Source organism: Clostridium sp. LXY-7 (assembly GCF_056172015.1).
This window is the reverse complement of sequence record NZ_JBLLJL010000004.1, coordinates 367,743-388,491: the sequence shown is the minus strand read 5'-3', so window position 1 is coordinate 388,491 and position 20,749 is coordinate 367,743. Positions and strand designations below refer to the sequence as shown.

20 protein-coding genes are annotated in these 20,749 nt (G+C 28.5%); 4 read left to right on the top strand and 16 right to left on the bottom strand.

What is annotated here, in order from left to right; translation table 11 throughout:
* Nucleotides 1-263: 263 nt before the first annotated feature.
* Nucleotides 264-611, bottom strand: coding sequence for a helix-turn-helix domain-containing protein (locus ACI48Q_RS15055; protein ID WP_474919937.1), 348 nt, complete (start codon nucleotides 609-611; stop codon nucleotides 264-266).
* Between the two features lie 464 nt (nucleotides 612-1,075).
* Here ACI48Q_RS15055 and ACI48Q_RS15050 point away from each other — a divergent pair, with 464 nt between their 5' ends.
* Nucleotides 1,076-2,062, top strand: coding sequence for a GGDEF domain-containing protein (locus ACI48Q_RS15050; protein ID WP_474919936.1), 987 nt, complete (start codon nucleotides 1,076-1,078; stop codon nucleotides 2,060-2,062).
* 314 nt (nucleotides 2,063-2,376) lie between these two features.
* Here the strand turns inward: ACI48Q_RS15050 and ACI48Q_RS15045 are convergent, their stop codons facing one another.
* The 5 genes from ACI48Q_RS15045 to ACI48Q_RS15025 all read right to left on the bottom strand — a co-directional run bounded on the left by ACI48Q_RS15045 (nucleotide 2,377) and on the right by ACI48Q_RS15025 (nucleotide 7,309).
* On the bottom strand, nucleotides 2,377-4,056 hold the full coding sequence (locus ACI48Q_RS15045) for a flavin monoamine oxidase family protein (protein ID WP_474920186.1): 1,680 nt from the start codon (nucleotides 4,054-4,056) through the stop codon (nucleotides 2,377-2,379).
* Nucleotides 4,057-4,274: 218 nt separating this feature from the next.
* Nucleotides 4,275-4,970, bottom strand: a complete 696-nt coding sequence (locus ACI48Q_RS15040) for an MBL fold metallo-hydrolase (RefSeq protein ID WP_474919935.1) — start codon at nucleotides 4,968-4,970, stop codon at nucleotides 4,275-4,277.
* Nucleotides 4,971-5,366: 396 nt separating this feature from the next.
* Nucleotides 5,367-6,437 carry a M23 family metallopeptidase gene (locus ACI48Q_RS15035; protein ID WP_474919934.1) on the bottom strand — a complete coding sequence of 357 codons (1,071 nt, stop codon included), beginning with the start codon at nucleotides 6,435-6,437 and terminating at the stop codon, nucleotides 5,367-5,369.
* Nucleotides 6,438-6,656: 219 nt separating this feature from the next.
* Entirely contained in the window at nucleotides 6,657-6,848 is a 192-nt protein-coding gene (locus ACI48Q_RS15030) for a hypothetical protein (RefSeq protein WP_474919933.1), read from the bottom strand.
* Nucleotides 6,849-7,033: 185 nt separating this feature from the next.
* Entirely contained in the window at nucleotides 7,034-7,309 is a 276-nt protein-coding gene (locus ACI48Q_RS15025; protein WP_474919932.1) for a CD3324 family protein, read from the bottom strand.
* Nucleotides 7,310-7,713: 404 nt separating this feature from the next.
* On the opposite strand from ACI48Q_RS15025, the gene ACI48Q_RS15020 reads away from it, so the two are divergent.
* The 3 genes from ACI48Q_RS15020 (at nucleotide 7,714) to ACI48Q_RS15010 (ending at nucleotide 10,125) form a co-directional block, all read left to right on the top strand.
* Nucleotides 7,714-8,328 (top strand): DUF3267 domain-containing protein, encoded by a 615-nt coding sequence (locus tag ACI48Q_RS15020; protein ID WP_474919931.1) that lies wholly within the window; start codon nucleotides 7,714-7,716, stop codon nucleotides 8,326-8,328.
* 306 nt (nucleotides 8,329-8,634) lie between these two features.
* Nucleotides 8,635-9,228 carry a TetR/AcrR family transcriptional regulator gene (locus ACI48Q_RS15015; protein ID WP_474919930.1) on the top strand — a complete coding sequence of 198 codons (594 nt, stop codon included), beginning with the start codon at nucleotides 8,635-8,637 and terminating at the stop codon, nucleotides 9,226-9,228.
* Nucleotides 9,229-9,285: 57 nt separating this feature from the next.
* Nucleotides 9,286-10,125, top strand: a complete 840-nt coding sequence (locus tag ACI48Q_RS15010; RefSeq protein WP_474919929.1) for an EFR1 family ferrodoxin — start codon at nucleotides 9,286-9,288, stop codon at nucleotides 10,123-10,125.
* A 165-nt stretch (nucleotides 10,126-10,290) separates the two neighbouring features.
* Here ACI48Q_RS15010 and ACI48Q_RS15005 read toward each other — a convergent pair whose 3' ends face one another.
* The 10 genes from ACI48Q_RS15005 to cutA form a co-directional block, all read right to left on the bottom strand.
* Nucleotides 10,291-12,738: a PEP/pyruvate-binding domain-containing protein gene (locus ACI48Q_RS15005; protein WP_474919928.1), complete on the bottom strand. Its 2,448-nt coding sequence runs from the start codon at nucleotides 12,736-12,738 to the stop codon at nucleotides 10,291-10,293.
* 310 nt (nucleotides 12,739-13,048) lie between these two features.
* Nucleotides 13,049-14,776 (bottom strand): family 20 glycosylhydrolase, encoded by a 1,728-nt coding sequence (locus ACI48Q_RS15000; protein ID WP_474919927.1) that lies wholly within the window; start codon nucleotides 14,774-14,776, stop codon nucleotides 13,049-13,051.
* Nucleotides 14,777-15,085: 309 nt separating this feature from the next.
* A complete protein-coding gene (locus ACI48Q_RS14995) occupies nucleotides 15,086-16,564 on the bottom strand; it encodes a M15 family metallopeptidase (protein WP_474919926.1) in 1,479 nt (492 codons plus the stop codon).
* Between the two features lie 80 nt (nucleotides 16,565-16,644).
* Nucleotides 16,645-17,049, bottom strand: a complete 405-nt coding sequence (locus ACI48Q_RS14990; protein WP_474919925.1) for a VOC family protein — start codon at nucleotides 17,047-17,049, stop codon at nucleotides 16,645-16,647.
* A gap of 179 nt (nucleotides 17,050-17,228) precedes the next feature.
* On the bottom strand, nucleotides 17,229-17,390 hold the full coding sequence (locus ACI48Q_RS14985) for a hypothetical protein (RefSeq protein WP_474919924.1): 162 nt from the start codon (nucleotides 17,388-17,390) through the stop codon (nucleotides 17,229-17,231).
* Between the two features lie 4 nt (nucleotides 17,391-17,394).
* The gene (locus tag ACI48Q_RS14980) at nucleotides 17,395-17,559 is read right to left on the bottom strand and encodes a hypothetical protein (RefSeq protein ID WP_474919923.1); all 165 of its coding nucleotides are present in this window, start codon (nucleotides 17,557-17,559) and stop codon (nucleotides 17,395-17,397) included.
* 359 nt (nucleotides 17,560-17,918) lie between these two features.
* Nucleotides 17,919-18,104, bottom strand: a complete 186-nt coding sequence (locus ACI48Q_RS14975) for a hypothetical protein (protein ID WP_474919922.1) — start codon at nucleotides 18,102-18,104, stop codon at nucleotides 17,919-17,921.
* 117 nt (nucleotides 18,105-18,221) lie between these two features.
* Nucleotides 18,222-18,794 (bottom strand): class I SAM-dependent methyltransferase, encoded by a 573-nt coding sequence (locus ACI48Q_RS14970; RefSeq protein ID WP_474919921.1) that lies wholly within the window; start codon nucleotides 18,792-18,794, stop codon nucleotides 18,222-18,224.
* A 291-nt stretch (nucleotides 18,795-19,085) separates the two neighbouring features.
* A complete protein-coding gene (locus ACI48Q_RS14965; protein WP_474919920.1) occupies nucleotides 19,086-19,757 on the bottom strand; it encodes a hypothetical protein in 672 nt (223 codons plus the stop codon).
* Between the two features lie 123 nt (nucleotides 19,758-19,880).
* A complete protein-coding gene (gene cutA / locus ACI48Q_RS14960) occupies nucleotides 19,881-20,213 on the bottom strand; it encodes a divalent cation tolerance protein CutA (RefSeq protein ID WP_474919919.1) in 333 nt (110 codons plus the stop codon).
* Between the last annotated feature and the right edge of the window lie 536 nt (nucleotides 20,214-20,749).

Sequence of the window (20,749 nt, the reverse complement as noted above, 5' to 3'; positions counted from 1 at the left end):
ATCTTTACTTTGAAACTGTACTAAATTTTAAAATATGCTTATTAACTGTAACTTTTTATAGACTGCCCATTTTTCTCTGTATATTAATGAAGTTCATAGTAAATCCTATTAAAATATTTTATTGATTATATATGTTTATAACTCTCCCTGTTAAGACACAAAAGTTTTACATAATTATTACAAAAGCTTTATGTAATATATTAAAATTTATCAAAACATAATATAAAATAAATTAATATTATTATTTTTATAAGTTAATCGGGTTATTTAAAATGAAGAGTTTTTCTGATAGCTATTTTTGTAGCTTTTACAATGTCTGCAATAATACGTACTTCTTTTTCAGTGCAGTCTTTAATTTGATCTGATATTTCATTTTCGAAGATTTTTTTTGATTTGATGATACTATCACAGAGCAATTCATCTACAGAGGTAGTCAGTGCATTTGCAATTTTTACAATAGTAGGTAAACTAAGCTTAGTATTTCCTGTTTCAATATGACTTATATGTGCAATTGATAAATACGTCATTTCAGCCAGTTTTTCCTGTGTAATATTTTGTTTTGTGCGCTCACTACGTATCCTTTTTCCTATATCACTATAATTTATTTCCAAATTTTTCATCGCCTTTCTATAATAATCTCTAATATGTATTGTATGCACATTTTTACTATGTTATAATGTACTACATAGATAAAATGATCACATAGTATAATATGAGATGAAAATATGGATATTGTGATTTATACCTTGACGCATATAAGATACAAGTCTCTTTATTTAACTTAAATGAGAAATATTTAGATTATATAAATTTAAAAGTTACCTTGCTTAATAAAATAAATCTGAACTAGTACTATAATTACTTTTTCTATATAATTACTTTTTATGTATTATATGTGAAGGCAAAAAATATCTCTAACACTATTTCATTTTAAATCTCTAAGAAAAATATCCTTAAGATGGAATTCTAGTTTTAATAAGCATATTTGCGTATCTAAAACTAGCTATTTCTTAAGTGATTTTACTTAGTTATTTATTGGTTGAATGATTTATTTTATTAGAAAATAGGTGATTTTATGAAAAAAGCGGAAACTAAAATGTTAGATATTCTTAAATGTGGTAGTGACTCATTTTACTACAATATATATAATCATGCTTTAGTGGGACTAATAATTGTAAATATAGACAAGAATCTAGTGTCTGTTAATGATTATATGTTTAAATGTTTTAATTTAGAATCTTATAATATTGAGGGTATTCCATTTGGTAATGTGTTTCAATGCAGCAATTTGAAAGATAATAACTTCACATGTGGACAAGCTCCTAAATGCAAAAATTGCGATGTAAGAAATGGTCTTGATAATATATTAAATAACAAAGTTTCTGTAGAAGACATGCTTATTAGTCATACTTCTATTATTGGTGAAAATAAAAAAACTAAATGGTTTAATGTAAATGGAAGTCCTATAATTTATAAAGATAATCTTTATGCTATACTTTCATTTACAGATGTTACACAACATAAACACCATGAAGATTTTCTTTTAGAGCAACTTGAACTAGATTTAATAACTGGTGCCATAAATAAATATAGTTTGCTAGACTATATAAATGAACTTATGAAGCCTAAAAAAGAAAAGTGTAGATTTACTATTTGTATGACTGATTTTGATGATTTTAAAAAAATTAATGATCAGTATGGACATTTAATGGGTGACAGAGTATTAAAGATTTTTTCAAAAATCTCACGAAAAAATATACGTACCTCTGATATCTTTGGACGATATGGTGGTGAAGAATTTGTATTCATATTCATGAATACAAAGCAGGAGCAAGCACTTAAAAGAATTCAAAAAATTCAAAAAGAGTTGAAATTATATTTTGAAGAAATCTTAGTCTCACCTATTACTTTTAGTGCTGGTATGATATATGTCAATAAAGACTTTAGTCATTTATCCAACTATACTGATATAATCAGTAGTGTTGATAAGATGCTATATAAAGCAAAAAGTAATGGTAAAAATCGGATTGTAACAAATACTGGAGAATATGATTTTCAATAATATCTAACTATATACATAAAATTAAAAGTGTAAGAAGGCTCATATTTAAATAACTCTTCCTACACTTTATTATTTTTTAGGCTTTGTTTTAATATAGTGTTGATAATGAACTATATATTATTGCTCATAGCTCTGCAGGAATCTAAGTTTACACTTAACCCGTTAATTTTTCAAATAAGAATTTATATATATTTTGTAATAATGATAATTCATATTAATTAAAGGCTTTTATTTTATAAACTATTTAAATTTTATTGCTGTGAATACTATTTGTATAATGTAGAAACTTAATTACAACTTATCTATTTTCCTCTTTAGTAACATAAATTTGAATGTTCATTTCCTGACATGACTTTACAATATTCTGCTATATCATTAGCGGCTTTCATACCACTATTTACAGATCCTTGTATCCACCCATGTGTTAGAGATGCATGTTCTCCAGCAAAATATACTCTATTATTATATTCAGGTTTCGCCGATGCATATGCAAAAAGACTTTGTTGGCTAGGCATAAAATAACAAAATGCTCCATAAAAGCCTTGTTCACTATCCCAGTTGATAGTTTTATAATCTTCCACTATTGAATCTAAATACCCTCTTGAAAGGCCATGAACAGCCTCCACTTGCCTCTTTATTTCCGGAATACGCATTTTAGTATCTAGATTTCCTAGTCGTATTGCATCCTGCTCTAAGTTGTAGGATGCTAAAAGAACACCTGGCTCATCGGGATTAATATATTTTTTATTTTTTTTCATCTTATCAATATCAGAATAGTTTAAGTAATTAGGATACCATATATTCGAAGTTACCAGATCAGTAAAGGATGCTCCTCCTATTATTCTCTCCTTAGGTCCTCCTTGTTCCCAAAAACGCTCATCGCACATAAATAAAGTTTTTTGAGAGGATGTATAATTAAGTTCCTTTATTGCTTGCATTTTTTCAGTACTAAACATAGGATATATGTTTACATTACGAAGACTAGAAAAAGGAATAGTACAAATAACAAAGTCAAAACTTTCATGAGAAACCTCTGAAGATTTCTCACCTTTATACTCAAGTACAACCTTACTATCTCTAGCTTCTTTATATATACCAGTTACTGTTTTTCCATTTTTCCAAAAGACTTTTCCTAAATCTTCCCTACTAATACAAGGATATTCCTTAGGCTCTTTAGAAACTAAGGATTTATAAAAAGCAAGAGGTAAATTTACTGTACCTCCAGCTATTCCATATCTATAAGCATTATCTATAGTATATTGTTCTTGCAAATTTTCAATATAACTATTGTAATAAAGATAACCTATGAAAGGAGAAACACATGAAATTAACTCTATTGCCCCTTCACTGATCTTCATTTTTTCTAATACATCTCTAGCACTTAAACTTCCCAAGTATTCAATTTCCTTTGAGTATTCTCTTTTTATTTGTAATAGCTCTTTTCTCATATTTGGATTTATCTTCGACAATTGACTTCCTAATCCATACTCAATAAGCTCTTGCCATGGAGTGATTCTTTCCCATGGAGTTAAATTAAATTGTGGATAAATCTTTTCCATTACACCTTTGCCTTCAGGATCATTTCTTGCTCTCTTATTTCTTACATATATAAATCCATTTTCATTTTCTTGAACGAAAGGCGCTGTCTGCAAATTGAATGTATTGATATAATGCCATGTAGTTTGATGACTTACAGGTATTCTCATAGCTCCAAGTTCACCGTAATATTTTTTATCCTTATCAAAATAATAAGTATAGACTCTACCACCAATACGACTTTCCTGCATCTCAAAAATAGTGATATTAAATCCAAGCTTTCTAAGTTCAAAGGCAGACGCTAATCCCGCAAGTCCACCCCCTATTATACCTACTCTAACACCACTACATTCTCTAGGAGATGCAATGGTTGTAATATCTTTTGGCGGCCCAAGTAGTTTTATTAAATTGTCAAAATCCTCAATACGATTTTCTTCTTCTAGGGCAATTCTCATCATCTCATATCGCTCTTCATCCGTTGGATTAATCGGCTGTACATATTTAATTTCCCTAGCCAAATGAATTCAACTCCTTCTAAATTTCAATAATTCCAACTGTACAAAGTATTTATTACAATTAAAATATATTTTTGAAATTATAGAAAAAGAACATGGCTCTTGTTTTTCCCTTGATTTTTAATTTTGGCTTACAATCCTTTAGATGTTATACTTATTAATTATATGTCAAAGGTTTCTCCATTTTCTAAATATATTAAATCTACATTTTCTTTACTATCCCTTATTAACAATTCTAATTTTTCCTTTGAAATAGTACAACTACCTGATTTCATTCTTTGCATTATATCCTTATGCATTGGGATAAACCATTTTGGCTTCAATACATTCAATGCTTTTAATACTCCCTTTTCCCCCATAGTCATAGGTGGAAAGTAATTTGTTATTGGCAAAATAGTAATATCAATTGGAAATTTTAATGATATATCCTTAATAAAGTTACCATAATAAGTATCACCTGAAAAATAAATAGTTTTACCTTCTGCTTTTATTACATATCCAACTGCCGGAGAAATATGATTAGCTTGTACAACCGTTATGGATATATCTTTTATTAAAAAATTATCTCCTTTATTTACAGCCTTTCTATTGAATAGTAATGTTTTAAATGATAACATAGGTGCATATATTGGACATTTATTTTTAAATTTATTTAAAAATCCAAAATCCATATGATCAAAATGTTCATGACTTAATAAAATCCCATCTAAAGTTTCTATCTCCTTATAGCTACTTGAAACGGGTTTGCTTCTTCTGTATAGTAAATTACCAACATTGCTAAAATATGGATCTAACATTATTGTTGCATCTTTAGTGGTTATTAAAACTGTACAATTTCCCAATAACTGTAATTTCATATTGATTCTCCTCCCTCACTCCTTGTATATTTTACCATATTTTAAATATAAATTATACTTTACCTAGTAAATTGAACTTCATTGGGACATAAAAATACCCTAAAATAGTTATTCTAACTACTTCAGGATTAATTAACTTATCTTTATAATATCGATGATAATAGCAACAACAGTTGTAAATCAAAACTATATTTAATAACTTTCACTTGAAGTAGTTAGACATAAAATTTCAATTACAAATCTACCGTTTGTCTTAATCATGTTTAACACTTCTTTCAAAATTTTCATTCCAAATTACACTATAAATATTTTATAATTTCAATATTATATAGATTGTAATAATGTACAAATCTAATTGCAACTTATATAAATAAAATGTTGTAGAACCTATACTTTTTATTCAGCATGCACAATTATATTATCCTCTTGTATTAGGCTAAGTTTATTACCAGCAACATCTCGTATATTTAAAAAAGAGCAAGGTAGCCCTCTAGCTACGAAGAAATCTGGTCCATCCATTAGTTGAAAATGGAGATGAGGGCAGCCAGACATTCCTGTATGCCCAACCTTAGCTATAACTTGTCCTTGTTTTACTCTATCACCTTTTCTTATGGTTAGACTATCTGTAATCAAGTGACCATAAAAAGAATATTCTTCATTAGCATGCTTCAAAACTATATGGTTTCCACACTGAGCTGCTAGTCCATATTTATCTATAAGTGGCTTCCTCTCATTCCAATCCCAAGAAGTAGTCATAGTAAAGCTGTGATAACAATCTACTACCTCTCCATCAGCTATTGCAAGTATATCCTTGCCATAAACTATATAGTCTTCTTCACACATATTTTCCTTGTAACATAACTTTTGATCGACATTATACTGAGCCATATCAAAAGCAAATTCCATTGAATAATGCTGTCTATGGTCCATCAAACTATTATAATTTCCACAAGTTGATATATTCCCTTTAAGTGGAAATATATATTGATTTTTATTCTTATATTGTATTAACGGAACTTTCAACTCCTGTATCTGTTCCTGGTCACATTTAGTATAATTAACTTTTATCACTAATCTATCTATAACTTTATTGTAGACTACTATAAAATATTCATTAAATATCCCTGTTTCCTGATTTGGTTTCATATCTATAGAATTCGTATAGTACTCTGGATTCCAAAATCCTTCTTCACCCAAAAATAATTTAGCCCCAAAACCTTTACCAAGCCAGGTATTCTTTTCCGCAAATTCTTCTATAGTATTCTCAAGTGATTTTCCTTGGTAGGTAACTTGTTTTACTAAAATATCTGAAGCATATAACTCAAAATCTATATACTTTAGTATTACATTTTTATCTGAATCATTTTTAATTTTTAGTCCATGTAAAAGGAAATTCGATACTACTTTTCCTCCCGTATCAACGGCTATATTGATAATAAAATCTTTTGGAATTGTACTTATTTGCATTATAATCCTCCAACTATATATAATAGATTATTTTTACTAACTATTAATATTTTGCTTATGTTACCATCGGTTTCATAACTTCCTTAAAATTCTATTTTAACCATATCACTGGATACATCAGCACATCAACCTATAACATTTTTCTGAAACAAAAATACGCCACTCAGCTTTCGCTTCATGGCGCATTTTTATTGGATTTATTATTGGATTAACCCTTATTTATTTTTCGTATTGTTCCTCATCTAAAATTTTATTTAATTTATTTTGAGTCATCCATAGATTTTTTTGCTTTCTGTTATAAGCAACCAAGCTATTTCTGTTATTCTTATGTAAGTCAATTAGTTTAATATATTCCTTATCAGCAATTTTTAATGCATCTTTAATTACTAGAAGTTCATCCTTGGTAAACATTTTTATCTCCTCCATTTAGTTAATATCTTAAATTATATCTATAATTGTAACATAAATTCGAATTCACTACTTCTGGAAAGGTCTATTTAAATGATATTACCTAGCAAAATCAGTATATAAACCTATAACATTTTTCCCAAATAAAAATGCACCATTAATCTTTCACTTTATGGTACATTTTCTTATTAGTTTGCTCTTTTCATTATCAAAATAATTCTTTGTATACTTTTGGGAGATAAATAATACATTTCGGAAAGAGCTTTTATAGATATACCTTCGCAGTATTTCTCATAAATATGTGAATTTCTCTCATAAGTTTCCTTCTTACTTTTGGTAGTTTCTCCCCAAGCCTTTCTGTTACATTCCTTTTTAGGAATATAAATGTATTCACCCTCAACGTACTTTTGAATTAAATCCAATATTTCCTTTGGCAACACCTCTGTTGCTTTAATATAGCTCATTAATATGCTCCTCCTAAATACTATTTCATTTTAGGATTGAGCAAAGGCCATTTCATATTTTTAATCATTAATTGCTATGCAATAGCCTCTGCTATGCATAAATAACATATTTTCTCATAAAGCAGTGCCCCCTTTTTGTCTACTAACTAAATAAAGTTTAATGTAATTAAGTGTAATCACATACATAGCCACATTATAGCACAAGTACCTTAATATAGAAATAATAGGGAGATTGTTATATATAAGCAAGATGTTGTAGAATCTTACTCTTTATTCAGAATGAAGGTATTGAAATTTATTATATTTGCGGTTAAAATTACGTATAATACAATATATTACTAACGAATAGTTGTAATTTGTTGTATAACAACTATTATTTATATTTTAGGAAAGGAGTGTGATTAATGAGATATATCAAAAAAATACCTCCTATTGATGAAAATCTTAGTAACATACTTATATCTAATGGATGGAAGAAAATAAAAGAACCCCCTAATTTAGTAATGGCAACTTTACTATCAATACCATTTATGATCATAAATGGGGTTATTTCTATTATCATTGCATTTTATTTATATACTCCATTAAAAGAACTTCTAAATAGTAATCCTGGCTTTGGCATTACATTTACAGTAGATTTAGTTACTCTACTATATGTTGTTATAATTTTTTTGTTTATGATAATACATGAATTTATCCATGCTTGTTTTATACCTAATGTTTTAAAATCAGATAAAACATATTGGGGCATTAATGGGTTTTTCGGGTTTGTTTGTACTACTGAAAAAATCAAAAAGAGTAGGTATATAATTATTTGTATTATGCCATTGATTTTGTTATCAATTATATTACCTTTTATTCTTAATATTTTTGGATTATTAAATTGGTTCACACTATTTTTATGTTTAATAAATTCAATGGGTTCATGTGTTGATTGCTTAAACGTGTGTATTGTGGGAATTCAAGTTCCAAATGGATCTTATATTGTAAATAATGGATCCAAAACATATTTTAAGTAATTACTTATTATGGTAATTTACTAAATTAATTAACCATTATAAAAATAGGACTTCCTTTTATAAATCATTTAAATTGAACTTCATATTATTCCTGTGAATACCATTTGTAGGAAACTTAGATTCATGCTAAGCAAATGAATCTCTAGTTGAACTTACACAGAGGTCAGGAATAATATGAAGTTCTAATTATTTAAACCCATTTGTATAATGTAGAAATTTAATTATAACTTATACATTTAAGAAATTTAAATTTTCATTGACCGATCGTTCGATTTGCAATAAAATTATCATAAGAGAGGTGATACCATGATAAATAATGAAGTTCCTACAAATGTCTCCACTGCTGATCGTATTCTATATGCTGCTATGCAGATTATTAGTGAATCTGGTCTTAAGGGATTGAGTGCATCAAAATTAGCTAATGCTGTTAATCTCAGCAAAAGTACAGTGTTCCATTACTTTAAAAAAATGGATGACATCCCGGCACTGGTTCTTGAAAAATTATATGATAATATCATTAATCCAATACAAGAGGAACATTATGACAATGTACGTTCATATCTCAAAGCCCTTGGTACAACTAGCTTTTCAATTAATAAACAACACATAATCATCTATAAAGCCTTTGTAAGCCTTTTTCAGGCTAGTATGCACGATGCACATTTAAAGCAAATCGTAAACAATTGCTCTGACCAATTTAGTTCATTGCTTTATAGTAAACTACATGGCCTTTGCAATAACTCTATAGAGGATGATACCCTAAAAACCTTAACACATCTGATCTATATGAGCTTAGATGGCATCGGCATGCACTATTTGATACATGGTAATCAGACACAAGCTCAAATGGCTTGGGATCTATTCATTGAAGCAGTTATCAATGAATATGATTTAGTTTAGAAGCATAAAAGCTAACAATTTTCATGGTCAGGATAGTAAATATTAGGAGGTTATGGAATGAAAAACATAATTATTTATTACTTTAGCGGCACAGGTAATACCTGGTGGATAGCAAATGCACTCCAACAACAATTAACAGAACAAAAACATCAAGTTCAATGTTATTCTATTGAAACACTCACCACGGAAAATGTGCTAGATCAGGTTAAAGATACGGATCATATTATATTAGGGTTCCCAGTATATGGCTCAACAGCTCCAAGACTCATGGTTAATTTTATTCATCAGCTTCCAAATGCAGCTAAAGATCAATCCGTCAGCATCTTTGCCACTCACGCATTAGCCTCTGGGGATACTGCTTATCACATAGGCCAAATGCTTATTGAAAAAGGTTATAATCTTGAGCAAGCAATGCATTTTAGGATGATGAATAACTTTCATACACCAAAATTCAGATTTTATAAACCTAAGAACGATCACCGTGTTGATAAGCTGAATCAAAAATCCCTGATAAAGGTTAAAAAATTAGCATTTACAATCACTAATAACCAACGGCACATCATTGGTAAAAATATTTTAGGCTATGCTTTGGGTAATTTTCAGCGAAGTCATATTGATAAGTTGATTGATACGGTAAGTGAAGAATTTAAAATTGATACAATGAGCTGTATCAACTGTGGCAAATGCCAGCGTATATGTCCCATAAATAACATAAAACAATGTGGAAATACTTATGAGTTTGGACATAACTGCATTTTGTGTTTGCGTTGTTATAGTCAGTGTCCTAAATCTGCAGTCCTTATTGGTGAAGGCACAAAAAACGAAGTAAAGTATCCACGCTATAAAGGCCCTGAAAAGCGTTTTAACATTGATGTATTAATAAATAATAGTCGTTAGTATCACATAATCGCCTATTTACTTATTTAAGTTATATACTCTACTTGTATTGAAATTATTTCCCCATGAATTATAGTTTCAACTATTAAAGCATGAATTTACATCATAAAAAATAGCACTATTAACCCAATAGTGCTACTTATTTATTTCTGTTGTATTTAGTTTCTATTTGCTCTTTTTTATTATTTTAACTTCACCTGAAACTCCATCTAATTGAACTTCATCTCCATCTTTAAGAATTCTCATTACATCTTTAACATTATATATAACCGGAATATTCATTTCTCTGGCAAGGATACCTAAATGCTCAAAAGGTGAACCAATCTCTACAATAATGCCTTTTACATGATTAATTATGTTCTCAAGCTCTCCACATCGCGTAAATGGCACTACCAATATGTAGCCCTCATCTAGATAAGTAGGTATTCCAATTTTGACTTTTCCAGTAACTTTTCTTCTTAATCCTGAAAGTCCCTTTAAAATTATATTAGCTTCTCTAAATTCACTTTTACCCTGTTCATTATTTTCATCTATAAAATCTGCATTTTGAGCAGGTTCTTTTCCAATAGTAGGTGGTGCAAATAATTTCTTTTGATAATTAAATAGCTGCTTTCTCTCCTTTACAAGATTTTTAAAATCACTACCTTTTAATAATCCCTCTTTAATTTCATTAAGCGTAAGAAAATATATATCTTCTTTAAATTTTATTTGCTTATTACTCATTAATATCTTTTCAACCTCTACCAAGGCTAAGCGTAGATATGATTTTGTCATACGTTCAAAGTAATAATGATGATTATCTCTTGCTAAGTAGGCCCTTTCAGCTAAACTAAGTTTATTTAAAAAGTCTTGCCTTTTTTCTATATCTAATGCATTTAATATACTGGATTTAATTCTGCTTTTATTTTTTAAAGAATTTTCTATGGAAGCTTTAAAATTTTCAATATTAAGATTTAAAAATCCTCGTATGTGCCCTATTATTTTAGAAGGTAATTCCATTAATAAAGCTCTGGGATGAGAAGTGTTAACATCGCTATCTAAATTACAAATTCCAAACAGAGTTATATATTCTTCCATTAAATGTAGTAAATTTTTGCTTTCAGGAATCTTCTTAAGTCTAGCATATAAAAGTTCATCATAAGGGCAATCCTTAAACATTTCCTTTAAAATCATATTTGAATTCACCTCATTAGCCATGGTAATATAAAATTCTCTCTCTTTATTTAAAATACTAACATTAAATATCAAATCATAAAAATCATCTACATTAAAATTATTGTTTATATTTTTACAGTGTTCCATAAAATTATCTATATAATCACATCCATGAGTAACTGGCTCATGATTTGCAGCTAGAAATTTCATGTGTTCTATTGATTCTTCCAAAAATCTCAAAGCTTCTCTTGGCAATAGCTCTCTTGATATATATTTATCTAGCTCCTTTTTAAATATCAATAACTTTGGCAACATGACATCTTGAAATATATTCTTATATTCACTGTGCAGCTCATCTAGCATAGTTAGAAAGTTTTGTTCCTGCACCTCCCTGTTTACCATTTCCTTATCTCTATAAAAGAAGTAACCATTTTGAACACAATATTCTGTATAAAAATCTTGAAAGCCTGTAGCATAAAATCCTTCATTTAAAGCCTCACCTTGTATTAGGCTCAGTTCATTAATTAAAGGTTCATAAGGCTTATCACATTCTCTATACCAGGTATAATTACCTTCAGCTTCCTTTTGCCATGTATATTCAAACTCCTTAATTCTAAAGGTTGTAATAGGTCTAGCTTGAAGTATATAAATTTTATTATTTCTAATAGTCCATTCTATATCTTGATATTTATCAAGGATTCTTTCTATTTTTAAAGTGACTTCATATAAACTGTCTATTATGTCTTTTGATGGAGCAATAAAATTTTCTGGAATTCTTTCCTCTAATATCTCTCCTGTTTTTTTATCAACTTTATAAAATGCCGAACCTACTTTACCACTAACATAATCATCACATAATCCCTTTACAGCATTAATATGCATTATGTCTTTATCCATATCAATAGTATCCACTGAAAAGTTAACTCCAGAATAATCGCCTACAACAAATTGCTGAATTATTACACCCATTTTTAGTTCTTCGAAGTTTAAATTATTATTTAAGAAATATGCTATAACTTTATCCTTAAATAAGGAAGCGTAACACTTCTTTATAGAAGCTTTAATTTCCTCAAAAGAATTTAAATTTATAAATGAAGAAAACATACCTGCCATACTATATATATCATTATCTTCACACAAGGCAGAAGATCTTACTGCATATTTCCCTTGAATTTCTTTATTCTGTATAGTATTAAAAAAACGAAGGATATTTGTCTCCATTTCAGGAGAAAACTCTCCATTTAATATAAAATTATAGATTTCCTTATTATAGCCCAAATAGTCTTGAGTGCTATAATGAAAATTATTGTATTTAAGATACTTCATAAAAAACTCTGAAGACAAGGCAATCCCATTTGGAATCTGTTCCCCACTTTTCATTAATTCTCCTAATACACTTGCTTTAGTTCCATATTGTTTTTTGTCACTTAATCTTAAATCTAATAACCTTGATAACATAATTCTCCCCCATTTCATAAATCCAGTAATTTACAAGATCAATTATATGTATTCATTTGAAATCTTTCAAACAGATGAGAAGTCTTAAAATATAGTGTAGATGTGTTAGCTATTGTAAATATGATTTTTCATGTTTTTTCAAAATGTACATTGACTACATAGTATTTTTATAATATAATATATTGACTCATTAAGAGGGTAAAATTTAGACTAAATTGCAAATATCACCTATAGATGAGAAACATATGTACTCTATATTTTTTATCATGAAACAATAAAAAACGTCACAGGTATAACAAAACCTGCGACTTTAATTTTTTAAAATATTTATTCCTTTGCAATACTTTATATTCATTTCTCCCAGTATATACTTCTTGATGTTAATATTGTTGACTTTCATTCCTTCTATAATTTTATCTGTTACACATGCTGTACTACCATTATGTTTTGGACTACCTGTATAGTAATTTATTCCTTGGTTTTTCATTCTTTCCCCTTGTTTCTCTAATGTATTCTTATACTCAATCCAATTTCTATCCTCTTTAGGTGCCCAACCTATTTCAGCATAGCCTAATAACCTTGGATATATCATATAATCCATGGCTTTTGTATCCTCAATGGTTTCTGTCCATAATGGTGCTTCTATGCCCAAAATTAATTCCTTTGGAGCATAATCAGTGGGGTCCCATTTATATGCACTCTCTACAGAAATGTAACCTGCACCTGCTAATCCATATGGCGTGCTCTCATTATATTTCCTATCTAAATAAGCCTTTTTTGCAATTGAAATAATCATTTTCATCTCTTTTTCTCTAGCCGCTTCATTTGAATCTTTCCAATTCTGCAATACTACACTTGAATTTATTTCTGGAGATGTATCAATTGGGTCCCAACCTATTGGAGTTTTTTCATACTTCTCAACTATTTTAGCTACTCTGCCTACAAAATAATCATAATCCTCTTTTTTAGTATTATCTGCTTCATCTCCTCCTATATGAATATACTTCGAAGGGGATATCTCAGAGACTTCCTTAATTACATCCTCAATAAATTCATAGGTCTTTTCATCATGCGTCATTAAAGAACTAAATCCTACCTCTGTACCTGTATATAAAGGTTTCTTTTTACCATCTTCATTTAGAAATCCATAAGAGGCTAAGGCTGCATTACTATGGCCTGGCATATCAAATTCAGGAATTATTTCTACATATCTTTCAGCTGCATATTTAACTAAATCTTTAAACTCTTCTTGTGTATAGTATCCTCCAGGTCCACCCCCCACCTCTGTACTTCCACCTATTGTAGTTAAGTCTGGCCATTTTTTTATTTCTAAACGCCACCCTTGATCATCACTAAGATGTAAATGAACTTTATTTATTTTATACTCCGCTGCATGATCTATTTGACGTTTAATTTCATCTACAGTAAAAAAGTGTCTAGCCACATCAATCATTAACCCCCTGTAACCATATTCGGGTTTATCCTCTATTGTTGAAGCTGGAATACTCCATTCCACATCAGTAACTACGGTATCTTTTTCAATATCTGCTGGCAATAGTTGTCTTAAGGTTTGAACTCCCCTTGAAATCCCTTCTGGCTTATATGCTATAATTTTAACATTTTCGGGAGTGTTTATTATCTTATAGCCTTCATTCCCTTGCTCTTCTTCTGAGCCTACAGTAGTTAAATAAATACTACCAGCTGGAACATTATCTGCTTTAATAATATCTAATTCAAAACCTGTTGAAGCCTTTAGTTTTCCTTTTATAAATTCTGCAATCTTAGTAATTTCTTCTGTTTCTGCTTCAGTATTTCCTTTTACATAAATTGAAGTATCTTTTGTAATCATAAATTTACCCTCACCTTTTTCATAACTTAGAGGCTTTGGAATAATATCATTATTACTACTTTCTACTACAAAAGTTGGTTGTATTTCACTGCTTTCTTTAAAAATTATTGAGAAAGGAACTATTATTAGTATTATCAATATCATTATTATAGGTATAAACTTCCAATGAGTTTTATATGTATTATTCATTAGCTCACCGTCCTAACATATTTTAAAGGCTTTGTTTTAAACGATTGTTGATTTTAGAACTATATTAAAACAAAGCCTCTAAAATATATGCTTGTTTTTATTACAGCTTATATCATAACTGTTTCAAAATCTTTATTATTATTTTATAACCTAAATCGCACAGTATATACTATAAATTACTTTTAAAATGATATATAAAATATTTAGCTATTGAAACAATTAAAAGACCATGAATTTAATCATGGTCTCTTTTATTTAAAATTAATTATACTGAAATTGGGAATACAAAGTATAAGATAGTGAAATAATCTAATATAAGACATATAAATCCTTCAATAAATTATCATTAGTCACAGAGTTTATTTCCATAGATTCAAGTATGGGATTACTATCATCGGTTAGTTGAGACAATAAATTCATTGCCCATCTGCTGATATCATTATTTGAAGCAGTTGATATATCTAGAAGCATTTTCCTAGCTGATTGAATATCTTCATCTTGATTTGAAGCTTTTGCCTTGTCCAATAAGTCTGCTGCTATATTCATCATCTTCTGCTGTATTTTATCAATACCTGAGCTATATGAATATCTCCATACATCTGGAAGGTCTTTATCAATAGTTAATCTAGCTTCATTAATATCTCTCTGTAGTAAAGATTCTTCAGCTTTGTTTATAGAATTCACTATCTTTACTAAATAAGGGTGCTGAACTGTATCAACTTGCTTAGAAAACTCAGTCATTGCCCAACTTTCTACAGAAGTTCCTTTAAGTTTAATTATTGCTTCCCTAGCTAGATTTATGGAATATTGACTTTTATTTGATAGGGCATTTTGTGTAGCATCATAAGCCTCTTTATACAGCTGATTTATATGAGCTGGATTTTTAGCATAAGTTATACCTAAACTTGTTAAATATTCCTCATATGTGAGACCTGAGCTTTTCACTTGAGCAGCTAATTCCACGCCTAGATATCGATAGTGCCATGGTTCATATTCATATCCAGTTATTTGTGATTTTCCCTTCGGATATCTTAAAATAAATCCATACTTGTGAGCATTTGCTGATAGCCATTTATATTCTTTTGTTTTGTCAAATCTTTCTTCTAATCCTTTATAACTGGCACCAGTTATATCAGCAGAGAAACCTGTCTGATGCTCAGATTTTCCTGGGTATGCAACATACTTTTCTGTATGAGCTTTTCCGTGTGTTTTCACGCTGTTATTCCATACAGTCTGTTGTTGGCTGTAACTTCTGTATCCAGATACTAGGTATAAATTTATCCCAGACTTCTTTGCATCTGCAAACATTTTTTCCATATGAGAAGCTACTACATTATCTAGATAATTATTCCTTTGACCCCATACTTTAACAATAGTTAAATTAGGTGGAACGTATTTTCCTATGGAATTTGAACTATTTGCGAGTATATCGTATGGTAATTTATTGGTTGATAACTTTACAACAGAATAGTTTACTTTTGATGGGTTTAATTCTACTGGAATTACTTTCCCTGAAAGATTATCTATTTTAAATGGATCAATTTGGTGATCTATTTTACTAGCTTCAGTAACTAAGTTATCTATATCAGTGTTTATATCAACTATTTCATTAGCTAATCCTTTATCTTGTGTATCTAACTTGTCATATTTATAATCGAGATTTTTGTATACGTCACTGATATTATCTAGCCTTCCACTAATCTCTACATTTGGGTTTATTGTACCTGCCATTACTCCTGTACAAATTGCACATGCAGCTATTATTACTTTTATCTCTTTATTAATCATATCTATAACCTCTTCATAAGTAAAAATTTTATTTATTGAACAATTTTAATAGTATAAATTTACGTGAATAAAAATGAATTTTATATCAGTATATCTCTCATTTCAATCTCAGTACCTTCTGGTGCTTTGACTTTAAATAAATATCCTTCTTCTACTTTATAAATCTCTTCTCCATTTTTATTTTTAAATCTTGTATATCCTAAACTTTTAATTCTTTCATATTCCTCTTGCACATTTTCTACTAAAAAACACATATGTACAATTCCTTCGTTCAAAGAGTTCCATTGATTTAACTCTTGTCCTTTTTTAGCTGTTTGTAGCTCAATCATAAAATCTCCTAATCGTAGCCATGTATTAAAGTCTCTTTTATGAAAATTTGGGGTTTCTATTACCATCTCAAATCCTAAAATTCTTGTATAAAAATCTAAGGATTCCTTATATTTTTCTGTTTGAATACAAACATGATGTATCATTTTTATGCTCATAATGTTCCTCCAACTCTATAAATATAGGCTTATTATACTATGTTTAAAAGAGCATATCAAAACTCAACACTAATTTATGACATAACCTTTAACTCCAAGTCCTTTTCTCCTAGAGCTTGGTATTATATAAAATTCTAATATAGCAACAAATTACGCGACTTTGTTGGATGAAGTTGAAATTATAAATTATTTTCCTCTAAGTATTTTTTTGCTTCTTTTATTGCTACTAATTCTCTTTGCTTTATGTATTCTTCGTACTCATTTTCTTCCTCAAGAATTTTTATAGCATTATCTATTAAGTACCATTCTACTTGATACCCTTGTTCTAATTCATCTGGCATAAAATTAGGCTCTTGAATCTACTCCACCACCTGGTAACATATGAAAATACATGTTTGTTAAATTCATTAGAATCATTTCTTTTTTATCATTTAACACTATACCTGCAGCTCTATTTCTTTCTCTAAAACCACCACTTATTTTTTCTCCCAAAGTATTTAATTTCTTCATTTACTTCTCCCCTTCATCCAATGGAAATTTATGAATTATAAGTTTTATCTAGTAATTTGAATTATTTCACAACATACCAACTAATATTTTTGAATTATATAATATAATACCAAATAAATATCTATACAGAGTATATTTTTAATATCATATTATTTAGTTTTCAAAAACATTATTTCCGCGTTTAAAATTTATATATTTTGTTGCATCATATTTATAGGACGAAACAAAAATACCGCATATTCGCGTTGAATAATACGGCATTATGAATAAATTATTTAATTATATAATGTGTTACGCTTTATAAAAAGAATATATCTCAATATCATAATTATAATGCTCATAATATGAATAACCCATGACTAAAAATCGTATTCAAAATGCTCCTTAACAAAATTAGCCATAGGGTATCCGTCATCTTCTCCTCCAATATAATCTAAATCCGTATCATAAAAATACAAATATGCTATACTTTTTTTCTCTTCAGATGTTCCAATCATACCAAAGGATTTTGGAAATTGGGTATTGCTTTTTCCATTTCCATTCACAACCTTAAAAGTATAACTATTTATTGAAAATTCATATTCAGGGATAATATCTTTACTTTCCTGAGCATTAAATTTTCAAAGAATATTATTTAGTTCGTCAAATAAGAATATGAAGTATTAACTTTTCTTCTTACGAAAAATATAAGTAACAAAAAATCCTCTATCATCTTTATTTTCAATATAGTTAATCAATTCAAATGACTTATTTATATCTTTAAAGTCAGTTGGATGAATTAAATCATCTTCTCTGATTTTTGAGTCAACTTTATGCTTATCTCCAAAACCGCAAATAAATAAAATGCCATCATCAGTTAGATGATTCTCTATATCTACAAGTTGTTCCTTGTTTAATCTATAATGATTAATTAAAATATTATCGAATATTCCAATAGTCATTAATGAATTGGACATACTTAAATCTATTTCTTTTGTCTTAACAGAATAATTGTTTCTTTTAACAAACATTTTCAAACGAGCAAGTGCTTTACTACTGAAATCAACTCCTGTTACTTCAAATCCATTTTCAATCAGAAACAATGTGTTTCTGCCATCTCCACAAGCTATATCAAGAACAGAACCACTTTTAAGGAATTTTATATTTTCAACCAATGATTTTTCAGGATTTAATGGATTATCACTCCTATTGTAAAATTTTTTATCCCAGTATTCTTTATTTCCCATGTACTCCATATTAATATCTCACCTTCATATATTTCGCCATATTTTACGACTCCAACTTAATTGATATGAAAATTATACCATATTCCATATATATTTTTATAGCTATATGGAACTTCTAATAATTTTGAAACACTGCATTATTCAATTTTCAATGAATATTTCTATTACTTATTTCATCCTACAATCAAATTACAAAATAAAAATACCGTGAAATCCACTTCTGAATAGCACGATATCTTGAGATACTATTTAATTTTGCAGCTATTGAATTTAATTATAAATAGTTTTCATTTAAAAACTTCAGCCATTCTTCATATATATCTTTTTCATACCATATGTTTTGTCCAAAAATTCAATATACGTATATGAAATTGGATACATACCATTATTACCAAAAGTAATTGGATTAGTTATTTTTGTATCTTCATAAGATGGAATTTTATCAAAATTATAATTTGGCTTTGTATTTCCTGAAACATATCCTGCCATACCTTCATTTAAAAATTTAGATAATTGTGGATTAATATTCCACATCAATGTATGAACATATTCATGTAATGCAGCGTTTGCAACAGATTCATAATTATTCTTCTTTCCTGGAGAATTTGAAGAAACAATAATAACTTTATTTTTTATGTTATCACCAATATACCAGTCTGGGGCAAATACTCTACCAATTAATCCATATTTCTTCATATGAAGCTTATTTTGATTATTATAAAGATAAACTTCGGTTTTATATTTAGAACTTATCCCTGCTGATTCCGAAATATAACTATATCCCTTTTGTAACCTATTACTGATATCAATTGCAGCATCCTCATCTTGCTTTTCATAAAAAATTATAAAATGTTCATCTGTAAGTTCTACCATATTTGTAGTTTTTAAATTTAGCGTAGGTATAAATGTCAGAAGTATTATTACTATCAAACTTACTAGACATAAAAAGATAACTTTTAATTTTTTTCTCATCTTTATTCCCTCTTTTTAACTACATTAATTTAATATATAACTATTTTAGTTATTGCACTTTAATATCTATACGTAGCTTTACTATTGCATCATAATTTTGGAATATTGCTAAGTATTTAATTTTTATTCAAATAGTTCATTTATAATTGGAATAATATTAATTAATGGTTCTTCATAAGGGTGAATTTCTTTAATAACCTTAACGGCATTCTTAACATATTCTCTTTTACACCTTATTTCAATCTTACATTCCTCTCCATAACATACTTTGCCTAATTCGCCATTAAAAGGGTTCGAACCCCCCAAAGGCCTCCAATATCCTCTTACATTTGTTATAGAAATAACATTATCATAATTCCCAATCTTACAAGCATCCACTTTATTAAGTTCATCTCTTAATTTTATTATATGTTCTTCTGGAACATATATTTCTATTTTTACTTCTTGAAATTCCATAATCATAATCTCTCCTTTTGTTGTTTTAAATCTTCATAAAATTAATTCTAAATATATTGCAAAAGCAACGTAGATTTTAACTTCCACCGCCTCATATAAAAATTTCTCATTATTCTATGATAATCGCTCATCATACTCATGAAGTTTATACGGAGAGATAGTATCTAAGTTAAGCTTCATACCATCATCATCCTTCAATAAATCTAAATTTCAATATTTTACAATGCTGATATAATTACCATTAAGGAATATTATACCAAATATAAAAGTTATCTTGCAAACTGGTTTTAATGTATCCTTTATGCAACGGTTACCCTTTAAATGAAAATCGACGTAAATATTAATCACACATCACTTGATACTATAATTTTCTTTTTACTATTTTAGTCCTTGCAATAATTCATTATAAGAACTATTTTTATACTTTTAAAAAGGTATACATCCTCATTTTTTTCGCCTACTTTCATTAATATTGATGATTTATTGCAATAAAAAACCACTCAACTTAATTATTAAGTGATTATAATTTAGATTAA

Coding starts and splice junctions, on each gene's coding strand:
- ACI48Q_RS15050 (WP_474919936.1), top strand. CDS start 1,076: ATGAAAAAAGCGGAAACTAAAATGTTAGATATTCTTAAATGTGGTAGT.
- ACI48Q_RS15045 (WP_474920186.1), bottom strand. CDS start 4,056: ATGATGAGAATTGCCCTAGAAGAAGAAAATCGTATTGAGGATTTTGAC.
- ACI48Q_RS15040 (WP_474919935.1), bottom strand. CDS start 4,970: ATGAAATTACAGTTATTGGGAAATTGTACAGTTTTAATAACCACTAAA.
- ACI48Q_RS15035 (WP_474919934.1), bottom strand. CDS start 6,437: ATGCAAATAAGTACAATTCCAAAAGATTTTATTATCAATATAGCCGTT.
- ACI48Q_RS15030 (WP_474919933.1), bottom strand. CDS start 6,848: ATGTTTACCAAGGATGAACTTCTAGTAATTAAAGATGCATTAAAAATT.
- ACI48Q_RS15025 (WP_474919932.1), bottom strand. CDS start 7,309: ATGAGCTATATTAAAGCAACAGAGGTGTTGCCAAAGGAAATATTGGAT.
- ACI48Q_RS15020 (WP_474919931.1), top strand. CDS start 7,714: ATGAGATATATCAAAAAAATACCTCCTATTGATGAAAATCTTAGTAAC.
- ACI48Q_RS15015 (WP_474919930.1), top strand. CDS start 8,635: ATGATAAATAATGAAGTTCCTACAAATGTCTCCACTGCTGATCGTATT.
- ACI48Q_RS15010 (WP_474919929.1), top strand. CDS start 9,286: ATGAAAAACATAATTATTTATTACTTTAGCGGCACAGGTAATACCTGG.
- ACI48Q_RS15005 (WP_474919928.1), bottom strand. CDS start 12,738: ATGTTATCAAGGTTATTAGATTTAAGATTAAGTGACAAAAAACAATAT.
- ACI48Q_RS15000 (WP_474919927.1), bottom strand. CDS start 14,776: ATGAATAATACATATAAAACTCATTGGAAGTTTATACCTATAATAATG.
- ACI48Q_RS14995 (WP_474919926.1), bottom strand. CDS start 16,564: ATGATTAATAAAGAGATAAAAGTAATAATAGCTGCATGTGCAATTTGT.
- ACI48Q_RS14990 (WP_474919925.1), bottom strand. CDS start 17,049: ATGAGCATAAAAATGATACATCATGTTTGTATTCAAACAGAAAAATAT.
- ACI48Q_RS14985 (WP_474919924.1), bottom strand. CDS start 17,390: ATGCCAGATGAATTAGAACAAGGGTATCAAGTAGAATGGTACTTAATA.
- ACI48Q_RS14980 (WP_474919923.1), bottom strand. CDS start 17,559: ATGAAGAAATTAAATACTTTGGGAGAAAAAATAAGTGGTGGTTTTAGA.
- ACI48Q_RS14970 (WP_474919921.1), bottom strand. CDS start 18,794: ATGGAGTACATGGGAAATAAAGAATACTGGGATAAAAAATTTTACAAT.
- ACI48Q_RS14965 (WP_474919920.1), bottom strand. CDS start 19,757: ATGAGAAAAAAATTAAAAGTTATCTTTTTATGTCTAGTAAGTTTGATA.
- cutA (WP_474919919.1), bottom strand. CDS start 20,213: ATGGAATTTCAAGAAGTAAAAATAGAAATATATGTTCCAGAAGAACAT.